Genomic DNA, 21,777 nt, shown 5'->3' on the forward strand with positions numbered 1-21,777 from the left:
GTCGAGCGGCCTGATCGCAGCCGCGCTACTCGCCCGGAGACTTGTGCTCACTCTTCTTGAGCAAAGCGTCCAGGTGACTCTGCGCATCGGTCGCATCCGGCTTGGCTGCGAGCACCCGCCGATAGTAGCCGGTCGCCTCGTCAGGGTGTTCGAGCGCCTCTGCCGCGATGCCGCGCAGAAGGTTGTCCTGCCACTCCGGGTGTAGCTTCTCATCGCCGAAGGCAGTCCAGACATCCACCGGTGCCTCCGAAGGAAGCACCCGCACCGTCATCGACGCAACTGCGGCCCGTGGAGCGGAGGGGTCGATCGCGCGAAGGACGAGCCGGTAGGTCCCCTGACGCAGGTTCGCAGTATCGACGGTGTAGCCAGAGACGAGGTTTCCCGCATCGTCGGCATCGGTAGTCGAGACCTCTTCATCTCCCTCGACGCGGTTCGGGTCTCCCGACGAGAGAGCGATCGATCCCAGCGTGTAGTGCACCTTGATCATGCGAGGTGCCGCCTTCGGGCTCGCGCCAACCGTCGTCTGAGCCGGCCGGGGAAGCCAAAGTTGATAGACGAGTGGCAGCTTGTCCCCCTGGTGCAGCTCGATCAATTGCTCGCCCCGCGGTGGGAAACGCAGTCCGGCTAAGGTGAATGGAAGCTGTTCACGAGAGGTCTGCAGCGCGCGGCCCTGGTAGACCATCAAACCGGAGACTCCCAGACTGTCTGGCTGGGGCGCCGGAACCACGACATGTTGTGAGGCGCGGGTGGACTCATGCGTGATCTCGTTGGTAAGGATCGCCTCGATGACATAGCTCCCCGGAACCAGGGGGAGCCGCCCCTCTGCCGCAAAGATCTTCGCCTTCCCGGCGATCGCACCAGCAGGAGACGTCTGACCGATCAGATGATCAACGCGCTGATACGCCGCCTTGCCAGCCTCAGTTGAAACATGCGTTTCAAGGGTCATGGCGTAGCCCGTCCGCTTGTCGGGAAGTACGCCGATCAATCCGGCGTCGGGCTGCTCCTTGCGTACTAGGTAGTGCACCGAGCTTAGCCCGCGACTGTCGCGGAGAACCACCGTCTGAAGCTCCGTAGCATTGAATCCAGTAAAGATTCGGCTCGTCACCACCTCGCGCGATGCGGCGCGTTGCCGGGCGATCCGCTCTTTCTCCAGCTTCTGGTCAGGGAGGCTGCGTACCGCCTCCAGCAGCAGGTCAGACTGCATCGTGGGCTCAGGGTGGTCCACACTGATCGGCTCACCAGGCAGCAGGCTCACCATCGCATGGGTCGCCTCCGCACCCATCGACTGATCGATCGTCCGCAGCGCCTTCGCGTCGTCGTGCTCGTCGTTGGTAACGATCTTCGTCGGACCATCGCTCACTGGCGAGTAGAGCTTATAGTTATCGGTCTCGCTGGGCTTGTAAAAGACAAGATTGAAGGCTGGCGGAAGAGCGGGCGTGGGCGAGTGGTAGAACCAGATCTCTACCGGACGCGTGCTGATTCCCTGGTGCAGGTTTGACCTCTGTTGCGGAGGCCCAAGCGTGATGTAGACCCGCCCCATGTCAGTGCGCCAGCCATCGTTGTAGCGCTCGTCCCCGAAGTTCGCACGGACATAAGCCAGCCGCCGGTAATGCTCTTCCTTGAAGGTGTTGATCGGGCTGTGCGGGGTCGGATTCCGCGACTCCCAGAACTGCTCGATGAACTTCTCCCGCTCGTCATCGGTCTGCAGACGCAGGAACTCTTTCCGTTCATCCTGGGTGATGATGTACGGCACATCCTCTTCGATCCACTGCCGAAAGTACGGAGGAAGATTCTTCGGACTTACCGCATGAAGTGACAGCGTCGAAGCGCACCAGGTAAAGCACAGGAGCAGGACGGGAAGGGAGCGGAAGTGTCGCAAGCAGGTACCTCACAAAAAAAGACAGAAGGGAGAGAGTTCTCCCTTCTGCCTATTTTACTAATCAATCAGGTTGAAGTAGATCAGGGTTAGTTAGAAGCTGAGAACGACGTTGAACCGTGCGTGGAACGCGGTCACGAAGCTCGCTGGTTTGCCGTAGTCCGCGTTGATGACGCCCGGAGCTGTGTCAAGGTTCTGGTTCTTGGTGATGATGGGCTGGCTGTTGAAGATGTTGAATCCGTCGAATCCCATCTTGACGGTGTACTTCTCAAGGAAGTTGAAGCTGTCCGAAATGCTGGCGTCGTCGTAAAAGTTGACCGGTGTCGTACCCAAAGTGCCACGACCGCCGACGGGAACTTCACCCGGATTCAAATAGACAGGATGGCTCTCGTAAGCGCTAAGCGGAGTTCCCGAAAGGGCGTGAATCCAGGTACCAACGGTAACCCCGCTCAACTTGCTCAGATACGGCGTATCTTTGCCGAGCGTGTAGGTCACAAGAGCGTTTGCCACGCTGCGGCGGTCTTCGTTGAGATAACCACGCTTGAACTGATCGCCCAGCAACCCGAGCGCACCCTGCGTGAAGTCGAACAGCGAACTGATTCCGGGGTCGGACTGGCCGTTGTCGTTGCGGTAGAAGCCTTCATAATTACCCCAGAGCTTCGCGTAGCGATAGTTGACCATCGCCTGCCAGTGGTGGCTGAAGGCCTTATCGAACTCGAGCTCGAGGCCCTGGTAGTGCCGGCGCGGGTTGGCGAAGCCATCCGGAATTCCGTCCGCCCCAAGACTCGCACCGTTCGTGCTCGCATTGGTGATGCAGGCTCCGTTGTAAGGGGTTCCGTCGAAGTGGGTAAAGAACGAACCATAAGCGACAGACGTGTCATTCGATACAGTGCAGCCCGCTACTGGGGCGACGTAGTTGGCAGCGGTCGCCTGTCCAGGAGTCCGACCTCCATTGGCTGCGGTGTACTGGGCAGGGGTGTAGGTCACTTCCTTCTCATTCACGAACAGGTCGGTGCTGGCCGTGGGGTTTGCAATACCACCAGCGTAGTTAGCATCCACATAAGCGCCTTCCGGTGACGTAGAGCCGATATCCTCTACGATGCGAGCGAATTGACGATCAATGTAGCGCGCTTTGACGATCATGCCAGGCTTGAGCTCATGCTCCACGCTCAGCATGTACTCGTCGGCAAACTCCATCTTCGTGCCCGGGATAATACCCTCTCCAGTGGATGAACCGAAGTTCGGTGCACCGAAGTTGCCTGCGTTGGAGGACTTGGCAGTACCGTTCAAGACGGTTGAGGTGTTGGGCGTTACCGCTCCAGTAGCGTCGACCACAGCGTTGCCGCTAGCGTCAGTGACAGGGGCGAAGTAGAAGGTCGTATCGTCCTGCTCGTTGCCTAGCTGCCGAACCGCTGCATCCAGGGGAAGCGGATTCTGGTAGCGCGAGTAGGCAAACTTGACTGCATTCTTGCGGGTGCCAAACGGATCAATCGTCATGCCGACGCGTGGCGACCAGTTATCCCGCCAGTTGTAAGTAACCAGCGAGCCGCCATAGGTCTGCTGTTCCCAACGAAGACCTGCGTTAACCGTCACGTACTTGTTTGGCGAATAAACTTCGTTTCCGTAGGCCGACTTGTAACGCGAGAGAGCCGAAACAGTCGATCCGTTATAAGTACCGCGGATTTGCTGAAGGTACACGTCGTTGCCCTTGTAGTGCCCGCAATAAGCGCAGCCCGAGGTGCCAGCCGCATAGGGCGTCGCACCGTCTGCCTCCAGAACAGGCTCAAGGTAGAAGGTCGCGTTTGTCAGCTTGCCAACCGCTGCTGCTGGGACGTTGGAATAGAGCGAAGTGATCGAATCCCCAGCTGCGTTGGTTCCGGGGATGGCGAAGCTGGCTCCGGTCCGCAATGTCGAGTTCGCAAAGTCGACATGGTTGTAGTAGTAGCCAACCATCGCTGTGTGCTTACCGAAGAAGTTGCCCGTGGCCTGCATTTCACCGGTCAGCGTGTAGTTGGCGTCCTTGGTCTTATAGTAGGTGCCGAAGCCATAAGGCGTGTAGGGCTGCGAGGTGCGATCGCTGATCGAGTAGGTGTCGGCCAGCGGCGAATCCGTAAAGTGCTCGGTGCTGTAGGCGTAGGCGGCAAACCCAGTGAGACCCTTGTAAAGCACAGAGTTGACGCGGGCGATCGAGTTGCGCGTTCCGTAGTTATAGGAGTCGCTGACGATGTTGAAGTTGGTACCCGAGAAACTTTCCGGCGCGACGTTGCGACGCGAAGGATCCCCGTAGGAGGAAAGCTCGACCACCGTGCTGCCGAAGGGCGTGTAGGTTAGCTTGCCGGACCAACTCAGGCTGGTCGTGCTGAAAGCGCGTTGCCCCTGAGAGTAGAGTGCGCCCGCCGGATTCGCAAGGCCAATAGTTTGATTCAGCGTGGGGTCGAACGCGCCGAAGAAGAAGAGCTTATCACGGAGGATGTAGCCGCCGAAGGTCGCCCCACCCTCATATTGAGGTGTCGAGAGCGTCTGCGAGGGAGTAGTCACTACGTAGTTATATTGGTAAAGCTGCTTGCGGTTCGCATACCCCCAACCCGGAGACAGGTAGCCTTCGAGCGAACCGTGATACCTGTTTGAGCCCGACTTGGTTACGATCTCGACAATACCGCCGTCGCCCAGGCCATACTTGGGCTCAAATGCGGCAGTCTTGATGTCGACTTCCTTCACGAAGAGTTGGTTGATGCCGGTGCCGAGCGAGCCATACTGAGGCGTATAGACACCCAGTCCGCCGTATGCCTGGTCCGTGATCGTCACTCCGTCGGCAGAATAATTATTCTCAAGGCCGCTAGACCCGCCGATGGAGGGGTTCGCCGTGCCGGTACCGCCGCCGCTGACCACGCCCGGTGCGGCATAGAACGCGCCTGATACGTTACGCGGCAAGGGAAGATCGCTAATGAAAGTGTCCGAAAGTTGGGTATTGACGGAGCTGTTTTCGACGTCAATGGCGGTCGCGCCGCCTTCAACCTCAACCGTGACGCCGGCATCGCCGACCGACAGCGAGGCGCTTAGGTTCGCGGTGTGATCGATGCTGACTTCGTTGTCCTTGGAGATGAAGGTACTGAAACCTGCAGCCTTGACCGTCACGGTGTAAAGGCCAGGCGTAAGCCCGCGGGCCTCATAAGCCCCCTTCGCATCGGAGACCAGATTGGTGGTTCCCTGCGGCCCCACGATGGTGATCTTGGCGTTTGGAACTGCGGCACCCGTGGAGTCCGTAATCAAGCCAGCAAGTCCGCCGCTGACCGCGTTGTTCTGCTGGGCAGATGCCAACGGTGCGGCAATGACGGCAGCACTAAGCAGACTCGCCGCAAAAATGGCCTTCCGAAGTAAAGAGAGAGAAATCGACATCTAGTGAAGCTCCTTGAAAGAAGGTGAAAGATCGCCCGAATCGGAGTTAGGTGAATCAAGCAAGATTTGAGCCCCGGCTGAGACATGGGGCAACTCTAGCGAAAGAGAGTCAACAATTTGTGGTTGGTGACGTACGATGCAATTGCAGTGCCATACCGAACCTGCCGAACGGAATTTCTTGCGCAGATCCCATCAGAGGCGGCAATCCCACTTCCGGGGCATCAGCCTGTTCTTTGAAGGGACGCGCAGGGGGCTAACTGTCTCATTGCAGAGATTTCCATCCCGCAGCCGTGGCCGGAACCGGTCGGGGGAGGGAGGGTGAAGTCCAGAACCTCGTCGATGCCGCAGAACCCTGTGAGGGCCTCACAGGACCGCCAACATCCGGTTTCAGAGAGCAAGCCAGGCCAATTCTCCAAAAAATAATATATGTTGGCGATCTTTTGAACACCCCGTCACCCAACTCGAAACCGGGCCAGGTAGAGCGGGCTCACGGCCGGCAAACTCCACTTATAATAGAGACTGACTATGGCTGACGAACTGTTTCCCGAAGACCCGAACAAACTCCCCGACCCACAAGACGCCGCATCGAACGCTCCTCCTGCCGCTGGCTCTCCGCCCGACGATGGCGGTTCCACCGTCAAGGGTCGCGGCGCCGCCTTCATGCTCTCGATCAACATCGAGGACGAGATGCGCCGCAGCTATCTCGACTACTCGATGTCGGTCATCATCGGCCGCGCTCTGCCCGACGTCCGCGACGGCCTGAAGCCGGTGCATCGCCGTATCTTGTACGGCATGCAGGAGATGGGCCTCCAGTTCAACAAGAAGTACACGAAGTCTGCGAAGGTCGTCGGCCACGTGATGGGGAACTACCACCCCCACGGCGACTCCGCCATCTACGACACCATGGTTCGCATGGCGCAGGACTTCTCCCTCCGCTACCCGATCATCGATGGCCAGGGCAACTTCGGCTCCGTCGACGGCGACCCACCGGCCGCCATGCGTTACACCGAGTCCCGCCTGACCCGCATCGCCGGCGAGATGCTCGCCGACATCGACTCCGACACCGTCGACTTCGTGCCCAACTACGACGAATCGACGCAAGAGCCGTCGGTCCTCCCGGCGCGCATCCCGAACCTCATCATTAATGGTAGCTCCGGCATCGCCGTAGGCATGGCGACCAACATTCCTCCGCACAATTTGAAGGAAGTGGTCAACGCCGCCATCGCGCTGCTGTCGAAGTCGCCGCAGGACCACCGTTCCGACCTCGACCTCTGCCTCGAACACGTCATGGGCCCGGACTTCCCCACCGGAGGCTTCTTATTCGGTCGCACCAACATCCCGAACGCCTACCGAACTGGCCGTGGCCGCTTCATGATGCGCGCCAAGTGCGCCATCGAGAACATCTCCGGCGGCCGCCAGGCCATCATCGTCACCGAGATCCCCTACCAGGTCAACAAGTCGAAGCTCATTGAGCGCATCGCCGAACTGGTTAACGAAGGCGTCATCACCGACATCGCCCGCGACGAGTTCCGCGACGAGTCCGACCGCGACGGCATGCGCATCGTCATCGGCCTCAAGCGCGGCGCCGAGCACCAGATCGTCCTCAACCAGCTCCACAAGCACACCCAGATGCAGGAGTCCTTCTCGATGATCTTCCTGGCCGTCCACAACGGCCAGCCGAAGGAGCTCCCGCTCGACCAGGCCATCCGCGCCTTCCTCGACCACAGGGTCGAAGTCGTCCGCCGCCGGACTGCATTTTTGTTGGCCAAGGCCCGCGAGCGCGAGCACGTCTTGCTCGGCTACCAGATCGCCCTCGACCACCTCGACCAGGTCATCCGCATCATCCGCCAGTCCGGCAGCCGCGCCGAAGCCCGCGAGAAGCTGTTCCAATACTTCTCCGGCAAGACCATCGACCTCCGCGGCACGGAACTCGCCGGCATCACGCTCGACCCGGCAAAGTACGGCGTCGACATGACCTTCTCCGTCACCGGCACGCTGATCCTCAGCTACCGCCAGGTCGACGCGATCCTCGAACTCCAGCTCTACCGCCTCACCCAGCTCTCGATCGACGAACTCCTCAAGGAGCTCTCCGAGGTCCGCGCCAACATCGCCGAGTTCGAATCGATTCTGGCCTCGCAAGCGAAGCTCCGCGCCGTCATCGTCAAGGAGCTCGAAGAGATCCGCGACAAGTACGGCGACGCCCGCCGCACCACCATCATCGACGAGACCGCCGAGCTCCAGCTCGAAGACCTCATCGCCGACGAGCAGGTCGCCGTCACCGTCTCCAACACCGGCTACCTCAAGCGCACGCCCATATCCATATATAGGCAGCAGCGTCGCGGCGGCACCGGCCGGCTCGGCATGAAGACGCGCGAAGAGGACTTCGTCGCGCAGCTCATCATCGACTCCACCCACGCCTACCTGCTCTGCTTCACCAACACCGGCCGCGTCTACTGGCTCAAGGTCTACGAGATCCCCGACATCTCCGCCGCCGGCAAGGGCAAGGCCATGGCCTCGCTCATCGACCTCCAGCCAGGCGAGAAGGTCGTCACCATCCTTCCCGTCCGTGACCTGAACGAGGAAGGCAAGAACATCCTCTTCGCCACCCGCAACGGCACGGTGAAGAAGACCCCGCTCAAAGACTTCTCGAACGTGATGGCGCGCGGCATCATCGCGATCGGCATCGACAAGGACGACGAGCTGATCACCGCCCGCATCACCGACGGCCAGCAGGTCATCTTCCTCGCCACCCACGACGGCATGGCGATCCGCTTCAACGAGCAGGACCTTCGCCCCATGGGCCGGCCCGCCTACGGCAACAAGGGCATCGACCTGCGCAAGGGCGACTACGTCGTCGGCGCGGCGGTCACGCCTTCGGACGCCAGCCGCGAGGCCAAACGCCTCGAACTCGCCGAGAAGAAAGGGCTAGCCGACGCTCTGAAGGCCGCCGTCGCCGAAGCCATCGAGACCACACCGCTCGCGCTCTCGGGCTCGCCCGAAGACGTGCCGGTAAAGCCCGAGGCGGCCAAATCCGCCAAGCTAGAGAAGCTCGAAAAGCAGCTCGGCCTCACGCCCTGCCTCATCCTCTCGGTCACCGAGAACGGCTTCGGCAAGCGCACCGACGTCGACGAGTACCGCCTCCAGAGCCGCGGCGGCAAGGGCGTCATCAACGTCAAGACCTCGGCCAAGAACGGCAAGGTAACGGGCATCAACCTGGTCGACGAGACCAGCGAGCTGATGGTGATCAGCCAGTTCGGCAAGATCATCCGCATCGACACCAAGAGCATCCGCGCCGCCGGCCGCAGCACCATGGGCGTCAAGCTCCTCGACCTGGAACCCCAGGACAAGGTAGCCGCCGCCGTGGTCATCCCACCGGAAGAGGCAAAGGTGCAGCCGGAAGAGGGAACGCTGTTGCAGTAGTCTTCCATCACATATCAACAGCAAAGGCTCCGCAATCGCGGAGCCTTTGCTGTTCTGGCGAACACTGCTAAAGTGGCTCATCCGCACAGAGGACTATCGGATGGCTCGTGTATCCCTTCAGATCAAGAACGTTACGTCCATCCTGCTCGCCGCGGCAGCGAGCGCCTCGTCCGGCATCACCGTCAAAATGTACCTCGACCATAAGAGCTGGGCGTTTCCCGCCGTGTGCCTCGCAGTAGCACTCTCGTGCCAGCTCGGCCTGATCTTTGTGGAGTCGAAAGAGGAGGAAGAGCTATCATTAACCCGAAAGCAGCGGTTGGAGGCAGTGAAAGCCGAGATCGCTGAGGATAGGGCGCTCACCGTGCGTATTCAACACGAGATCGAAGTCGGCGATCCAGAGGCAGCGGCAAGGTGGATTCGGTTTAGAAAGGACAAGGATGGAAAACACGATCTACATCGCGAATAAATTTGCCGATTCCCTCAAGCATCGCCCTGACGATGAGCAGGAGCGGATCGCAGATATGATCGACTCGCTCGCCGGAGACGGCTGGAAAGACAGCGAGATTGCCAGTCCCGACGGTTCTCTCGGCGGAGGTCTGCGCGCGCGCCGATCCGGCAACTTGAGCCTCCTCTTTCGCTATGCCCCCGAACAGCACGCCATCATCGTGGCAAACGTCATGCCCGCCGCCGATTACGAACTGGCCACGAAGGCATAGATTCGCGAATGGGCGTGAATAGCAGGACTGCCATGACTCCCGTCCAGGAACTCACCGACGAGCAGTTTCAAGAGCATGCGCTCTCAATTCTTGAGCGCGAACTCGGACTGGATGGCCTTGTTCGTTTCCTGCGCCTCTACCGCCCCGGCACAGGCGACTACACCGCAGAGCGGCACAAGTGGCTTGCCGGAATCACGGTCGCCGACATCGCCCGCGAATTGAACTCTGAAGGCTGACTCAAGCCAGTTTGGCAAGGTCACCCGCATCGACACCAAGAGCATCCGCGCCGCCGGCCGCAGCACCATGGGCGTCAGGCTCCTCGACCTGGAACCTTAGGCCAAGGAAGCCGCCGCCGTGGTAATCACGCCAGAATAAGTGAAAGTGCAGCCGGAAGCGGGAGTGTTGTTACAGTAGATAGAAAATCGAGAACCGAGAGCTGAGTGCACTCGTGGGAGATCAGAAGTGATAAAGACGATTGTCTCGCTCGGGACCGGCTATGTGATTGCCGAGAACGTTAGGAATATTGCCTATAACTCGTCGGATTCTCTTCTCGACGCAGACATTATTCTCGTCGGGCCCGATCTGAGACCCTATCGGTCATCCTCGCATGAAACCTTTCAAGGGCTTCCGTGCCTGGATGACGATCAGTCCTTCCGACTGAGAAACGATACCTCCCATTGGAGAGCAGAAATCAATTCGGCCCTCAAGTCAGGTAAGACCGTGATCGTTTGGCTCCTGAATGTGCCGATCGTTGCTGTAGCTACCGGCGAGAAGCGATATTCCGGAACAGGACGGAATAGACAAACTACCAGAATCGTCGAAGAATTCGACCCCTACTGCGTAATTCCAGGAAATTTTGGGAAGATCGTGCGAAGAGGCGGACAGAGAATAAGAATTGCGCACGATCTTGGAATCATTGCGACCTATTGGCATGAATTTGGAGAAAATTCGCAGTTTGAAGCATATGTCGATCCCTTCAAGGGTACGAGTCTTCTCGAAACTCAAACCGGCAATAAGACAGTCGGTGGAATTATCAAGTATCAAAATATTACTGGCTCTCTCTTGCTTCTGCCGCCTCCACCACTTGACGAAACTATTTCCGGGCGCATTGAAACGCTCTTAGCGAAGGCGCCTAGCAGATCGACTAAAAATCCGGATGACAATGCGAAAGCGAGGCGCGTGGCATCTGCAAAGAAGAAAGCAGAGACCTCGGTACTAAACCAGTTCATCGCAACGATAGTAAACATAGACAAATCAGCCCAAGAAGAAGGGGCGGCAACCCCACCGCCTACATGGACCGAAGAGCCGGCATGGTCTCTACAAGCTGAAAGTGAATTGAAGGAACAACTGAAGTCCAACGCAGCGCTGATTTCAGCCCTCGAATCCAAGCGCAATGATCTAAATATCCAGTTACAAAAAGCCTCAGAGCTCCGCGCGTTGTTATTTGAAAAGGGAGAGGTACTTGAGCGAGCGATCCTAGCAGCGCTTCATCTTCTTGGCTTCAACGCGGAAAATTTTACCGAAGGCGATTCTGAGTTCGACGCGATCATGACTGATCCCTCAGGTATTCGCTTGATTGGCGAAGCGGAAGGAAAAGATAGCAAGGCAATCAACGTCGACAAATTAGATCAGCTCGATAGGAACATAAAAGAGGATTTTGCTCGCCAGCCGGAGAATACGGCGGCTTATGCGCAAGGAGTTTTGTTCGGAAACGCGCACAGACTAAGCTCGCCAAATGAGCGAGGAGAATTTTTCACTGCAAAGTGTATGCTCGCCGCAGGGAGGTCGAGCATCAGTTTGGTGAGAACGACGGACTTATTTGAGGTCGCGCGCTATCTCCAAAAGACAGTAGATGAAGAATTTGCCGCGCTATGTCGCGGCGCGATAGCCGGAGGCGCGGGAAAGATTGTTGTCTTTCCTCCTCTTCCCACGATTAGTGAATGAAGATGACCGTAGTGGGCTCAACTACTCGAAATTCGTTTACTCACTTGCTGCTGTAAGCGAGTTCCGTAGCCGTCGCGGCCTCTCTCAAGACAGAGGAAGACGCCGTGTCTCAGCCATATCTGATGCAACCATTACGCGCTTCTTCCATCCAACTTACCGGATTTTTTAGCGGCGATTGAACCCGGCGTGAACGCAAGTGATATGAACTACTTCGCCACCATCTCCGCGTTCAAGTGAACCGACCCACTCCCCACCGTCATGCTGCGAGTCCAATCGTCATAGCCGGTCTTCTTCACGACAATGTCATGCTTGCCAGCGGTAAGGTTCAGCGTCGAAGGCGTGTTGCCCATGAAGCTGCCATCGACCTCGATGTCGCAGTTCGGAGCGTTCGCGTCGACCGTGATGGCAGCCAGCCCCGATGCAGCCGCAGCCGGTGAGACCCCGGCCGCAGGCGCGGCGACAAACTTTGCCATGTCCAGCTTCATGTCGCCTTCGACGAAGGCCGTCACCTCGGTCCCCTTGGGGATCGTGATGTCCTTGCCGTGGATGAACAGGAACAGCGGAGCGGCGGGGAAGAAGACGATCGCTGTCGCCACCATCGCTCCCGTCATCGCGCCGACATGACCGCCGCCCTTGTTGTCCTGCACCGCGCGCAGCTGCACCTTTTCGCCGTCGGCAAGGCGGGCGGAGTCGACATTGACGTTCAGCTTGCCACCCCGGCCCATGCTCTTCTTCGCGTTGGCCTCGGTGACGGTGGCCACGGCCTGCGCGCCCTTTGGCAGCACGACGACGCCCTGGACGAGCACGTCTTCGGTGACCTCAAACGGAATCTCCTGCCCGGTCTTCGCATGCGCCGAGGAGATCGTCTCCGCCAGCCTGAGCTTCACCGCCGTGCCATCCAGCAAAGTGTTCGGAGCCGGTGGGACGCCAGCGGCCTTCTCAGTTTTTACAGGGGGTGTAGCAGTGGCTGGCGAGGGAGCCTGTGAAAGGGCGGGATCGCCCACTGCTAACGCAAATACCAACGGACACACTACAAGCAACTTAACCAAGGCGATCTCCACGGTGAGCCCAGTCGAATAGAAGTCGAACAGATTGAAGGGACGCTTCAAACTATCCCACTTCGGCACTGGAGAACAAGCGTGGAGTTATAAATTCAAAAATACCGGCTAAACCTGCTTCAACTCCGCCAGCATCCGTTCGCGGAGCATCTGGTTGACGCGGGTCTGATAGCCCTCGCCGTCCTTCTTCAGCCACGCGAGAACGTCCGCGTCGAGGCGCAAGCTGACGGCCCGCTTCACTGGGCGGTAGAACTTGCCGCGAACAGTATTCTTCCACGCCTCTTCAGGAAGTTCAGGAGCGTCCGAAAGGTCGATCGGGCGACCTTTCAGCGCCTTCAATTCTGCTCGTTGTTCCTCGGTCAGCGGCGTTCCTGGTTCCCGTCTATAGACCACGTTCATATCGTCTCCTCTCCTTCGGCGTTGCCTCGCGCGCAGAGATGATGCGTACGACTTCCTCGTCTTCTTCTTCATCGGTTGCTAGCAAGTGAACGACGAGTAGAAGGTAGTCGTCATCGACCCGTCCGACCGTCTGCCATCGAGTCTCGCCGACTTCAATACGATCCAACTCCATCTGGAGATGAGGATCGTCGAACGTGACAGCCGCCGTTTCAAAGCGAACACCGCGCTTCTTCAGATTGCTCTCGTTCTTCCGGTCATCCCATTCGAAGCGCAGACGAGCCGCCTATACATTTATGTATATACAAAATGAGGGACTGCGGCAAACACCCTTCGCCTAAACTGGAAAGAGGCAGGCGAATTTCACGATGAGTTATGCAGTAAAGGAAATCTTCTACACCCTACAGGGCGAGGGCCGGAATGCCGGTCGTCCCGCAGTGTTTTGCCGCTTCTCGGGCTGCAATCTCTGGTCCGGGCGAGAGAGTGACCGGGCCGAGGCCATCTGCAAGTTCTGCGACACGGACTTTGTCGGCGTCGACGGTCTGGGCGGCGACAAGTTCACCGCCGCCGCCGAGCTGGCATCAGCGATCGATGCGATGTGGCCCGATGGCCACCAAGCAAGGAAGCTGGTCGTCTGCACCGGCGGCGAGCCGCTGCTTCAGCTAGACGAGCCTCTGATCGCAGAGCTTCACGCCCGCAGCTTCGAGGTCGCCATCGAGACCAACGGCACCCTGCCCGTCCCGGCCGGGGTGGATTGGGTCTGCGTCAGCCCCAAGTTCGGAGCAAAGCTCGTAGTCGAGCGCGGCAACGAGCTGAAGCTGGTCTATCCGCAAGAGTTCAATCCACTCGACTTCGAACGCATGCGCTTCGACCACTTCTACATCCAGGCGATGGACAGCCCGCAGCAGGCGGAGAACCTCGCCAAGGCGGTACAGTTCTGCCTCGATCACCCGAAGTGGAGCCTGAGCCTGCAGACACACAAGCTATTGAACATCCGCTAGGCCCAGGGTATAGCGACTACGGCTTCGGTGTGTCCTCGGGCATGATCGCCCCGGCCTTCACCCACTGCTCCACCGTGGCGATATCGGCGTCAGAGATCTTCGGCTTATTTGGCGGCATGGGCATCGGGTCGTCTGCGGGGCCTTCGTGGCGGATCAGCTTGACCAGCAGGCTCGACTCCGGATGGCCCGGGACGAGCACCTTGCCATCGTGGCCACCCTTTTCCATGCCAGCCTTGGTGTCCATCACGAAGCCGCCGCGATGGTTCATGCCGCCGTGGCAGCGATAGCAGTTGGCCTGGAAGATGGGGACGACCTTCTCGTTGTACATCTTGAGCGTGGCCGCGTCGGTCGCCGACTGTGGGGCTGCCGCAGCGCTCACCCGCACCGGACTGCCTGTAAACGCCGCCATCACCAGTCCTGCCACACCGAGACCCAAGAGAATCCGCCGCATGCTTGCCCTGCCTTGTGAGGTTTTCTTTTAGTATACGGGCGACCGCGAGGAAAGACGCGGCGTACCGGAGTCGCCACTTACCGACAGCATCCGATCCGTCTAGAGTAGGAATTGCTCTGGCGTCTCCGCGCCCTCCACAACTTGAATGCGCGCGAACGCCCCCTTCCCCGTCCTGCTGGCGCTTACCGGTATTGTGTCTCTCATCGGGCTCCTTGCTGTGCCTGCTTCTCTGCGCGCGATGACGCGCCAGCCGATGCGCGTCTCTGAATCCCGCAATACGAAGCTGTCTCCATCCCATCGTTCCCGCGTCAAGGCCGTGAAGCCTCAAAAGCCCGTGAAGCAGCGCAAGTCCGCGCATCCTGCCCCACATCACCCGGAGATCGGACATCATCCCGCGCCCCGTGTGAAGAAGCCGAAGGCGGCCTCGGAGACGCCAGCACGCGAGACCCCAGCCAGCCGCCGCGTCCACGCCTGGCTGCGTGATCAACGCAAGACCTCCGAGCCCGAGCCAAAGACCAAGGCCACCATGCCTGAAGCGACCGGCACCGCCTCGACCTCCGAAGTCATGGGAACCCTCGACGCCGTCACCCCGCCGCCTGCCGGCGTCCCGACCATGGCCAGCATGATCCCAACGGAAGATCTCGCAGCGCAGCCGATGATTCTTCCCTCTCTATACGACAAGCGCGGTCGCCTGATCGTGCCTCCCGCCCTTAAGGGCTCGCACGAGATCCTCGTCCACCAGAACCTGATGGCGGACAGCGACGGCCTCGACCGCATCCGCGACGACGAAGACCTCAACAAGATGCGCCACGCAGGCATGCTCTCTCCCATCCCGGAGAACGCCACCCTGCATGTAGACGATCGTCTCCCCGCGAACCGCCGTTATGCACGGCCGTGGACCGCGCTCTTCGTGGACACGCTCGCGCGGCAACACTACGCCCGCTTCCAGACCCCGCTGCAGCTCACCTCCGCCGTCCGCACCGTCGACTTCCAGCAACACCTCATCCACATCAACGGCAACGCCGCGCCCGCACAGGGTGATACTGCATCGCCGCACCTCACCGGCCAGGCCATCGACATCGGCAAGAAGGGTCTCACCATGGCGGAGATCGCCTGGATGCGCGGCTATCTCCTGCCGCTGGTGCAGCAGGGCAAGCTCGACGTGGAAGAGGAGTTCCAACAATCCTGCTTCCACATCAGCGTCTACAAGAAGTACATGCCGCAGATGGCAACACCCCGCCGCGCCATTGCAACGACGCATCGCGAAGGCACGGACGTGCTCAACGAAAGCCTGCGATAGGGGCAAACAACGCCCGCACATCGTGCCGCATCAGAATTTGCGAGAGGGTTTATGCACACCATTCGCAAGGTTCTTGCAATCGCCATCGTTGCCTCCAGCCTCACTGGCGGCGCGCTCTACGCTCAGGATCACCACGACGACCACCACGAAAACCACCCCTACGTCCGGCACGACGAGTGGCGCAAGGGCTATCACATGAAGCAGGAAGACTGGAACCGAGGCCAACGCATCGACTACCGCGCCTACCATCTGAACGCTCCGCCCCGTGGCTACGAGTGGCGCGAGGTGGATGGTAACTATGTTCTGGCAGCCGTCGCGACAGGCGTCATCGCTTCGGCGATCGTCGCCTCAACCATTCACTAAATCTCTGCACCCGCAGAAAAGCCGGAGCGACGCGAGGGATTGCGTCTCTCCGGCTTTCTTGATCTCTGGCTTATTACTTCGCAGCAGCGACGGGTGCGGCCGGAGCCGGCGCAATCCCAAGGTACTTGTCGTACCATCCCATCCACCTTACAAATCGATCTTTCACGAAGCTGGGCCGCTGGAAACCGTGGAACTCTCCGGGATAGACGATCAACTCCGCAGGTGTCCCGACGCTCTTCAGCGCCTGGTACATCTGCTCCCCGCCCTCCAGCGGCACGTTGAAGTCCTTGTCGCCGCCCATGAACAGCGTAGGCGTCTTGATGCGGTCCGCATGGAAGAAGGGATACGAGAGCTTCAGGTACAGATCGGTATTCTTCCACGGCGGCCCAATCTCGTTCTCGTACTGCAGGATGTACTCATCAATGCCGTAGAGCACGATCAGATTGCCCATGCCCGCGCCGCTTGACGCCGCCTTGAAGCGGTTCGTGCTGGCGATGGAGTAGTCCGTCAGAATGCCGCCGTAGCTCCATCCGCCGACGACCAGCTTGTCGGCATCGATCCTCCCTGTCGCAATCGCCGCATCGACAGACGCCATCAGGTCGATGACCTCCTTATGCCCCCAGTCGGCATTGATGGCATAGCTGTACGCATGGCCCCGGCCCGTGCTGCCACGGTAGTTCACGTTCAGCACCGCGTAGCCATGCCCCGCAAAGATCTGCCGGTATGGGTCGAACTCATGCGCATCCTGTCCCGTCGGGCCGCCGTGGATGAACAGCAGCATGGGCACCTTGGTTCCCGCCTTATAACCGACCGGCATCGTCAGCAGGCTATGCACGTCATTGCCATCCGAAGTCTTCGCCGAAAGTTCTTCCGTCGACGCAAGGTTGAGCGACGCGACGGCCTCGTCGTTATGCGACGTGAGCTTGTGCAGCGTGCCACCTTCGAGCGAATAGATCTCGGGACTGGAAGAGTCGGTCGTCCACAGCAGCGCGACGTGGCCCGCCTTCTGCGTAAGCCCACTAGCTGATCCAGACTCGCTCACCAGCCGCTTCACGGTGCCGCTAAGCGAGACCTCCGCAGGATAGTTGAGCCGGTCATCCTGAACTGTAGTGAGAATCGACTTGCCATCGGCCGCGAAGACCGGTCCGCTGGTCCAGTTATCCAGCGACTTCGCCACCAGCCCTACCTTGCCCGTCGCAACCTCAACGGTCGCAAGTTGCGGCATCTCGTAGATCGAATACTTCTCTCCGGTCCCTTGCCGGTACGCGATCATGGTGCCATCAGGCGACCACGACAGTGGCCCCTCATCGGTACCAGCAAACGTCGTCAGCTTGCGCGGAGTAGACCCCGCCTTCGCGTCGACGACGAAGACATCGCTGTTCACCGTGCGGTCAGGATCGGGAACGCTCTGGTTGCTGACGAACGCGATCTGCTTACCATCGGGCGACCACTGCGCCTGCGACTCCTCGTATCTCTCATCGATTGGCTTGTCTTTTTCAGGCAGCGGCCCGATCAGCTTCAAAAGCTTCTTCGACTCCAAATCGAAGAGATAGAGGTGCTCCTTCTTCTCCGTCAGATAGCCCTCGACATCCTGCTTGAAGTGGAACCGGTCCAGCACGATCGGCTTCGGCGGAACCGGCTTTCCGCCCTTCTCCGGCTCAGGCTCGTCCTTCACGCGCAGGCTCAACAGCAGCGTCTTCGAGTCCGGCGACCAGCTATATCCGCCGAGCTCTTCCTTCACCTCGGTCAACTGCCGCGCCTCGCCGCCGCGCCGGTCGAGCAGCCACACCTGCGATCCCTTCGCTTTGCCCTCGCGAGAGCTGGTGAAGGAAAGATAGCGGCCATCGGGGCTCCACTGCGGGTTGCCGGCGGAGTCCTTACCGTAAGTGAGCTGCACGTCGTTCTGGCCGTCGTAGCCGATCATCCATAGCTCGTTCGTGCGCTTGTCTTCCTCGGTGTTGATGCGCGAGACCGTATAGGCGATCAGCTTGCCGTCCGGCGACAGCACAGGGGCGCTCACACGCACAAACTTCGCCAGGTCATCCGGCGTCATGTTGTGCTTCGCCGTCTGCGCACCGGACGCGAAGGGCAACACAAAAGAGAGCAACAAGGCCGGTGGCACAAGGCGCAAAGCGGGACGCGACAACACGGAGAGGCACAGATTTCGCATGACGCAAAGTCTAGCAGAGCGCAACCGCTCTAAATTGGGTCAACTCCGTGTCGTCAACAACGCTGGCGGCCCACTTTCGATGCGTCATCGATCACAATCTGCAAGGGCGTGCCACGGATGTATTTCGACAGTAATGCGGATGGTCTAGCATTCTTTTCTGTAGCAAGAACGAACCGCACCCCTCGGGAGTCCTACCAGAATGCGCATCTTCGAAAGCAGACTCCTGCTGCTTCTTTCGATCAGTATCGGAGCAGCCGCTCCCGCACAGACCGTTGGCGTACCGCCCGCCGATAAGCTCCTCGCAGAAGGGCACTATCGCCGCGCCGAAGCGGTCATCCGCGCAGCGCTGGCCCGGACGCCGAACGATGCGCACTATCTCAGCGATCTCTCCATCGTGGACTGGGCCTTCAACCGGCTGGACTCCGCCATCGCCAACAGTGAAAAGGCCGTCGCCGCCGACCCGCGCAGCGCCGAAGCCCACGCCCATCTCGCCGACGCGATCGGCGCAAAGGTGATCGCCAGCAACGCCAGCACCTTCGAGAAGATCTCGCTAATTCACCGCTTCCGCAAGGAGGTCGACAAGACGCTGGAACTCGACCCCAACGACGTCGATGCGCTTCAGGACCTAGCCCAGTTCTACTGGAACGCCCCAGGCATGGTGGGCGGCGACAAGAACAAGGCCCGGCAGACGGCCGACAGGCTCAACGCCATCTCGCCCTTCCGCGCTGCCACCGCGCGCGCGGACTTCCTTAACGACGACGCCAACCTTCCACGTCGCAACGCTGCCGTGATCGCAATCTGGCGCACGGCAGTTGCAGCAAGGCCCGACGACTACGAAGCCCGCGCCGCCCTTGCGGCTGCATGCCTCGAAGACTCCGCGCACTTCAGCGACGCTGAGACAGAAGCAAAGCGCGCCATCGCCATCGACCCCGCACGCGTTAGCGCCTGGAGCTCTCTTGCCACTCTTTACGCGAAGACCGGGCGCTGGGCTGAACTGGACACGAGCATCAAGCAGGCGCGCACAAGAGTTCCCGACGACCGAACACCACAGTACCGCGCCGCCGTAGCGATCCTCACCAGCAATGCAACCGCCCAGCTTCCCCTCGCCGAGACGATGCTTCGCGACTACCTCACCCAGCCGCCGGAGGGGCAGGCACCGTCCCACGCGGGAGCCCACTGGCGCCTCGGCCTCATCCTTGAAAAGCAGGGTCGGAAGTCCGACGCAATCCGCGAGCTGCAAACGGCGGTACAGATGGACGGATCACTGGATCTAGCGAAGAAGGACCTGAAGCGCCTTACCTGATCAAGCCGCGCCAGCCGACTCCTTCTTCTTCGCACCAAAGAACTTCCACGCCAGCCCGATGCCAGCCGCAAGCGTCGACAAAATCCACTGCCAGTTGTTCTGTACAAAGCCCTCGACCGCTCCCACCGGATCCACCGATACCGCGATCTCGCGATCGACCGTGGTGAAGTCACGCGAAACATTGTTAAGCTCGACCGCTGCGTCGAGATGCAGCCGCAACGTGCCTGAGTGCTTCGGCGACACCGTCCACTCCCACTCGGTCGGCTTCGTTCCTCCCACCAACTGCTCCTCGGAGCTAAGCGGCGTGATATCGAAGTCGGCGCTCTTCAGCGTCATCTTCATGGTGACCGAGATGGGCGTGCCGACGGTGTTCACCGTCCCTCCATTCTGGCCCAGCCCCTGCGTAAGCGCTCCGTTGTCTACCTGCTCCGATCCAATACGGGCGGTCACCGTCTGCGAATCGCCCATCTCCATCTTCGCCGGCGTCTCATAGGCAAGCTTTCCCTGCTTCAGATTCCGCAGGCTCTGCTCGATCTGTTCGTCCTCTGTCGGCTGAGTGTCGCCAGACACAGCCGGATGGCCTGGAGTGTATTCATAGTGATCGTGCTTCGAACTCTCAACGGGCGGCGCCTTCTTAGGCGAGCCTTCGTTCGCCTTCTGCTGCGGAGTTCCAGCAGGGTATTCGCGCGGGGCTCTGCTACTGCTGCACGATGAAACGAGCAGCACCATGGCGGCCAGCAGAGCGAGGTGTACCGGAGGACGCAGGAATCTCAATGTCACGGGCATGTCTCCATCTTGAATGGCAACGACTATACCCTATGGCCGCGGCCGTAATGGCCCGGTCGTATTGGCCGCGGTCGTATTGGCCCGGTCGCTAGCTGTCCTTGAGGCCGCGAAGTATCTCGTCGACCATTCGCCCTGTGACAGGGTCGATCATTCCCGGCGCGATCTCAGCAAGCGGCTCGAGAACGAATCGACGCTCCCACATGGCATGATGAGGAAGGATCAGAGTCTCCGTCCGCATGATGGTCCTGCCGAACAGCAACAGGTCCAGGTCGATCACCCTCGGCCCCTTCGCCACAGTCGCAGAACGATCCCGGCCCATCGTCTTCTCGATCGCCAGTAGTCGCTCCAGAAGATCAAGCGGCGTAAGTTCCGTCTCGAGCAGGACAGCAGCATTCAGGAAACGTGGCTGCTCAAGGTAGCCGACCGGTGCCGTGTCATAGAAGCTCGATACAGCGGTGACGTTGCCAAGGTCCACGAGATGGTGAATCGCGAGTCGAAGATTAGCAGCGCGGTCCCCGACCGGCGAGTCGAGGTTCGATCCAAGAGCGATTGCAGCGACGTTCAAACTTCGAATCACCTTTAGGCAATCGCGGAGACGAGCGCTGCCTGTGCATGGGCCTTTTCAGCGACAGGCTCGACATAGCCATACGCAAGCTCCCACGCCGACCGGTCTGCCATCAGCTTCTTCACCAGCGCCGTATGCATCGCGTGTCCCGCCCGCTCGGCGACGACCCTGCCCTGGATCCGCTTGCCCGCCAGCGCCAGGTCGCCGATCAGGTCCAGCACCTTGTGCCGGACGAACTCATCCGCAAACCGCAACGGGCCGTTCTCGATTCCCTTGCGCGTAAGAATGATCGCGCAGGCCTCGGACGCCCCGCGGATCAACCCCATGTTCCGCAACATCGGCTCGTCTTCCTTCCAGCCGAAGGTACGGGCCGGAGCGATCAGGTCGGCGTAGACACCGCTTTCAAGATCGCCAGAGAAGGTTCCGAAGCCGATGGGATCGGGAAAGTCGATGCGGTACTCGATGGAGTAGCCGGAGCCGGGATAGACCCCGATAAATTTGCTGCCGTCTTCCACCTCAACGTCCTTGAGGATGCGGATGTACTCCCGCTTGCGCCGCTGCTGTTTCAGCCCAACCGTCTGAAACGCCCGTACGTAGGGCAGAGCGCTCCCATCCAGGATGGGCACCTCAAGATTATCGATTTGCACAATCACGTTATCGACGCCGTAGCCGATAAGAGCGGAAAGAAGATGTTCGGTGGTTGAGATCAGCACGCTCTGTCGCATCAAGCTGGTCGCATAACTCACCTTCGCGACGTTGCGGCCCGTGGCAGGAATCTCGAAGTTGTCCAGATCGGTGCGTCTAAAGACGATGCCTGAACCGGCAGGTGCCGGGATCAGTTTCATCGAGACTGGGGCTCCGCTGTGGAGTCCTATTCCTTCAAAGGCAATCTCGGAACGGATTGTGTGCTCAAAGTGAGCTTCGATCGCCACGCGCGATAGTCCCTCGAATAACAACCTTCTAATTCTAGAATTTTTATTCCATGTCTACCTGTGTCAGAAAAGCCACACTCTGCTGCTGGAATGAGCCATT

General features: G+C 59.7%; 19 protein-coding genes. 9 read left to right on the forward strand and 10 right to left on the reverse strand.

All coding sequences use genetic code 11. The features are described 5' to 3' along the window. Window positions 1-25 precede the first annotated feature (25 nt). Both OHL18_RS02655 and OHL18_RS02660 read right to left on the reverse strand, forming a co-directional pair. On the reverse strand, window positions 26-1,879 hold the full coding sequence (locus OHL18_RS02655) for a GWxTD domain-containing protein (protein WP_263373283.1): 1,854 nt from the start codon (window positions 1,877-1,879) through the stop codon (window positions 26-28). A gap of 90 nt (window positions 1,880-1,969) precedes the next feature. Continuing rightward, a complete protein-coding gene (locus OHL18_RS02660) occupies window positions 1,970-5,272 on the reverse strand; it encodes a TonB-dependent receptor (RefSeq protein ID WP_263373284.1) in 3,303 nt (1,100 codons plus the stop codon). Window positions 5,273-5,797: 525 nt separating this feature from the next. Between OHL18_RS02660 and gyrA the strand changes: the two genes are divergently transcribed. The 5 genes from gyrA to OHL18_RS02685 all read left to right on the forward strand — a co-directional run bounded on the left by gyrA (window position 5,798) and on the right by OHL18_RS02685 (window position 11,352). Then, window positions 5,798-8,692 (forward strand): DNA gyrase subunit A, encoded by a 2,895-nt coding sequence (gyrA, locus tag OHL18_RS02665; protein ID WP_263373285.1) that lies wholly within the window; start codon window positions 5,798-5,800, stop codon window positions 8,690-8,692. Between the two features lie 100 nt (window positions 8,693-8,792). After that, a complete protein-coding gene (locus tag OHL18_RS02670; protein ID WP_263373286.1) occupies window positions 8,793-9,158 on the forward strand; it encodes a hypothetical protein in 366 nt (121 codons plus the stop codon). Next, on the forward strand, window positions 9,130-9,408 hold the full coding sequence (locus OHL18_RS02675) for a hypothetical protein (protein WP_263373287.1): 279 nt from the start codon (window positions 9,130-9,132) through the stop codon (window positions 9,406-9,408). The genes OHL18_RS02670 and OHL18_RS02675 overlap by 29 nt, the downstream gene beginning before the upstream one ends. A 32-nt stretch (window positions 9,409-9,440) precedes the next feature. Beyond that, window positions 9,441-9,644 (forward strand): hypothetical protein, encoded by a 204-nt coding sequence (locus OHL18_RS02680; RefSeq protein ID WP_263373288.1) that lies wholly within the window; start codon window positions 9,441-9,443, stop codon window positions 9,642-9,644. A gap of 226 nt (window positions 9,645-9,870) precedes the next feature. Further along, entirely contained in the window at window positions 9,871-11,352 is a 1,482-nt protein-coding gene (locus OHL18_RS02685) for a hypothetical protein (RefSeq protein ID WP_263373289.1), read from the forward strand. A 206-nt stretch (window positions 11,353-11,558) separates the two neighbouring features. On the opposite strand, the gene OHL18_RS02690 is transcribed toward OHL18_RS02685, so the two are convergent. The 3 genes from OHL18_RS02690 to OHL18_RS02700 form a co-directional block, all read right to left on the reverse strand. After that, window positions 11,559-12,401 (reverse strand): PEGA domain-containing protein, encoded by an 843-nt coding sequence (locus OHL18_RS02690; RefSeq protein WP_263373290.1) that lies wholly within the window; start codon window positions 12,399-12,401, stop codon window positions 11,559-11,561. 117 nt (window positions 12,402-12,518) lie between these two features. Then, complete coding sequence (locus OHL18_RS02695) at window positions 12,519-12,809, reverse strand: BrnA antitoxin family protein (protein ID WP_263373291.1); 291 nt, start codon at window positions 12,807-12,809, stop codon at window positions 12,519-12,521. Next, window positions 12,793-13,083, reverse strand: coding sequence for a BrnT family toxin (locus OHL18_RS02700; protein ID WP_263374575.1), 291 nt, complete (start codon window positions 13,081-13,083; stop codon window positions 12,793-12,795). Before OHL18_RS02700 ends, OHL18_RS02695 begins: the two co-directional genes overlap by 17 nt. Before the next feature lie 91 nt (window positions 13,084-13,174). Between OHL18_RS02700 and queE the strand changes: the two genes are divergently transcribed. Next, on the forward strand, window positions 13,175-13,807 hold the full coding sequence (gene queE / locus OHL18_RS02705) for a 7-carboxy-7-deazaguanine synthase (protein ID WP_263373292.1): 633 nt from the start codon (window positions 13,175-13,177) through the stop codon (window positions 13,805-13,807). Between the two features lie 16 nt (window positions 13,808-13,823). Here the strand turns inward: queE and OHL18_RS02710 are convergent, their stop codons facing one another. Further along, entirely contained in the window at window positions 13,824-14,258 is a 435-nt protein-coding gene (locus tag OHL18_RS02710) for a c-type cytochrome domain-containing protein (RefSeq protein WP_263373293.1), read from the reverse strand. A gap of 145 nt (window positions 14,259-14,403) precedes the next feature. Here OHL18_RS02710 and OHL18_RS02715 point away from each other — a divergent pair, with 145 nt between their 5' ends. Together OHL18_RS02715 and OHL18_RS02720 are read left to right on the forward strand one after the other, a co-directional pair. Then, complete coding sequence (locus tag OHL18_RS02715) at window positions 14,404-15,558, forward strand: DUF5715 family protein (protein WP_263373294.1); 1,155 nt, start codon at window positions 14,404-14,406, stop codon at window positions 15,556-15,558. Window positions 15,559-15,609: 51 nt separating this feature from the next. Beyond that, a complete protein-coding gene (locus OHL18_RS02720) occupies window positions 15,610-15,921 on the forward strand; it encodes an RcnB family protein (RefSeq protein ID WP_263373295.1) in 312 nt (103 codons plus the stop codon). Window positions 15,922-15,994: 73 nt separating this feature from the next. Here the strand turns inward: OHL18_RS02720 and OHL18_RS02725 are convergent, their stop codons facing one another. Then, the gene (locus OHL18_RS02725; protein WP_263373296.1) at window positions 15,995-18,091 is read right to left on the reverse strand and encodes a S9 family peptidase; all 2,097 of its coding nucleotides are present in this window, start codon (window positions 18,089-18,091) and stop codon (window positions 15,995-15,997) included. A gap of 199 nt (window positions 18,092-18,290) precedes the next feature. On the opposite strand from OHL18_RS02725, the gene OHL18_RS02730 reads away from it, so the two are divergent. Then, window positions 18,291-19,394 (forward strand): tetratricopeptide repeat protein, encoded by a 1,104-nt coding sequence (locus OHL18_RS02730; protein ID WP_263373297.1) that lies wholly within the window; start codon window positions 18,291-18,293, stop codon window positions 19,392-19,394. Here the strand turns inward: OHL18_RS02730 and OHL18_RS02735 are convergent, their stop codons facing one another. The 3 genes from OHL18_RS02735 to lpxC form a co-directional block, all read right to left on the reverse strand. Continuing rightward, window positions 19,395-20,174, reverse strand: a complete 780-nt coding sequence (locus tag OHL18_RS02735; RefSeq protein WP_263373298.1) for a hypothetical protein — start codon at window positions 20,172-20,174, stop codon at window positions 19,395-19,397. 94 nt (window positions 20,175-20,268) lie between these two features. Continuing rightward, window positions 20,269-20,745, reverse strand: coding sequence for a 2-amino-4-hydroxy-6-hydroxymethyldihydropteridine diphosphokinase (folK, locus tag OHL18_RS02740; protein ID WP_263373299.1), 477 nt, complete (start codon window positions 20,743-20,745; stop codon window positions 20,269-20,271). A gap of 14 nt (window positions 20,746-20,759) precedes the next feature. Further along, on the reverse strand, window positions 20,760-21,677 hold the full coding sequence (gene lpxC, locus OHL18_RS02745) for a UDP-3-O-acyl-N-acetylglucosamine deacetylase (protein ID WP_263373300.1): 918 nt from the start codon (window positions 21,675-21,677) through the stop codon (window positions 20,760-20,762). Window positions 21,678-21,777 lie beyond the last annotated feature (100 nt).

The sequence above is a fragment of the Granulicella aggregans genome (assembly GCF_025685565.1).
GTDB lineage: Bacteria > Acidobacteriota > Terriglobia > Terriglobales > Acidobacteriaceae > Edaphobacter > Edaphobacter aggregans_B.

Coding starts and splice junctions, on each gene's coding strand:
- OHL18_RS02720 (WP_263373295.1), top strand. CDS start 15,610: ATGCACACCATTCGCAAGGTTCTTGCAATCGCCATCGTTGCCTCCAGC.
- OHL18_RS02710 (WP_263373293.1), bottom strand. CDS start 14,258: ATGCGGCGGATTCTCTTGGGTCTCGGTGTGGCAGGACTGGTGATGGCG.
- OHL18_RS02680 (WP_263373288.1), top strand. CDS start 9,441: ATGACTCCCGTCCAGGAACTCACCGACGAGCAGTTTCAAGAGCATGCG.
- queE (WP_263373292.1), top strand. CDS start 13,175: ATGAGTTATGCAGTAAAGGAAATCTTCTACACCCTACAGGGCGAGGGC.
- OHL18_RS02660 (WP_263373284.1), bottom strand. CDS start 5,272: ATGTCGATTTCTCTCTCTTTACTTCGGAAGGCCATTTTTGCGGCGAGT.
- OHL18_RS02725 (WP_263373296.1), bottom strand. CDS start 18,091: ATGCGAAATCTGTGCCTCTCCGTGTTGTCGCGTCCCGCTTTGCGCCTT.
- OHL18_RS02715 (WP_263373294.1), top strand. CDS start 14,404: ATGCGCGCGAACGCCCCCTTCCCCGTCCTGCTGGCGCTTACCGGTATT.
- OHL18_RS02675 (WP_263373287.1), top strand. CDS start 9,130: ATGGAAAACACGATCTACATCGCGAATAAATTTGCCGATTCCCTCAAG.
- OHL18_RS02695 (WP_263373291.1), bottom strand. CDS start 12,809: ATGAACGTGGTCTATAGACGGGAACCAGGAACGCCGCTGACCGAGGAA.
- gyrA (WP_263373285.1), top strand. CDS start 5,798: ATGGCTGACGAACTGTTTCCCGAAGACCCGAACAAACTCCCCGACCCA.
- OHL18_RS02730 (WP_263373297.1), top strand. CDS start 18,291: ATGCGCATCTTCGAAAGCAGACTCCTGCTGCTTCTTTCGATCAGTATC.
- OHL18_RS02670 (WP_263373286.1), top strand. CDS start 8,793: ATGGCTCGTGTATCCCTTCAGATCAAGAACGTTACGTCCATCCTGCTC.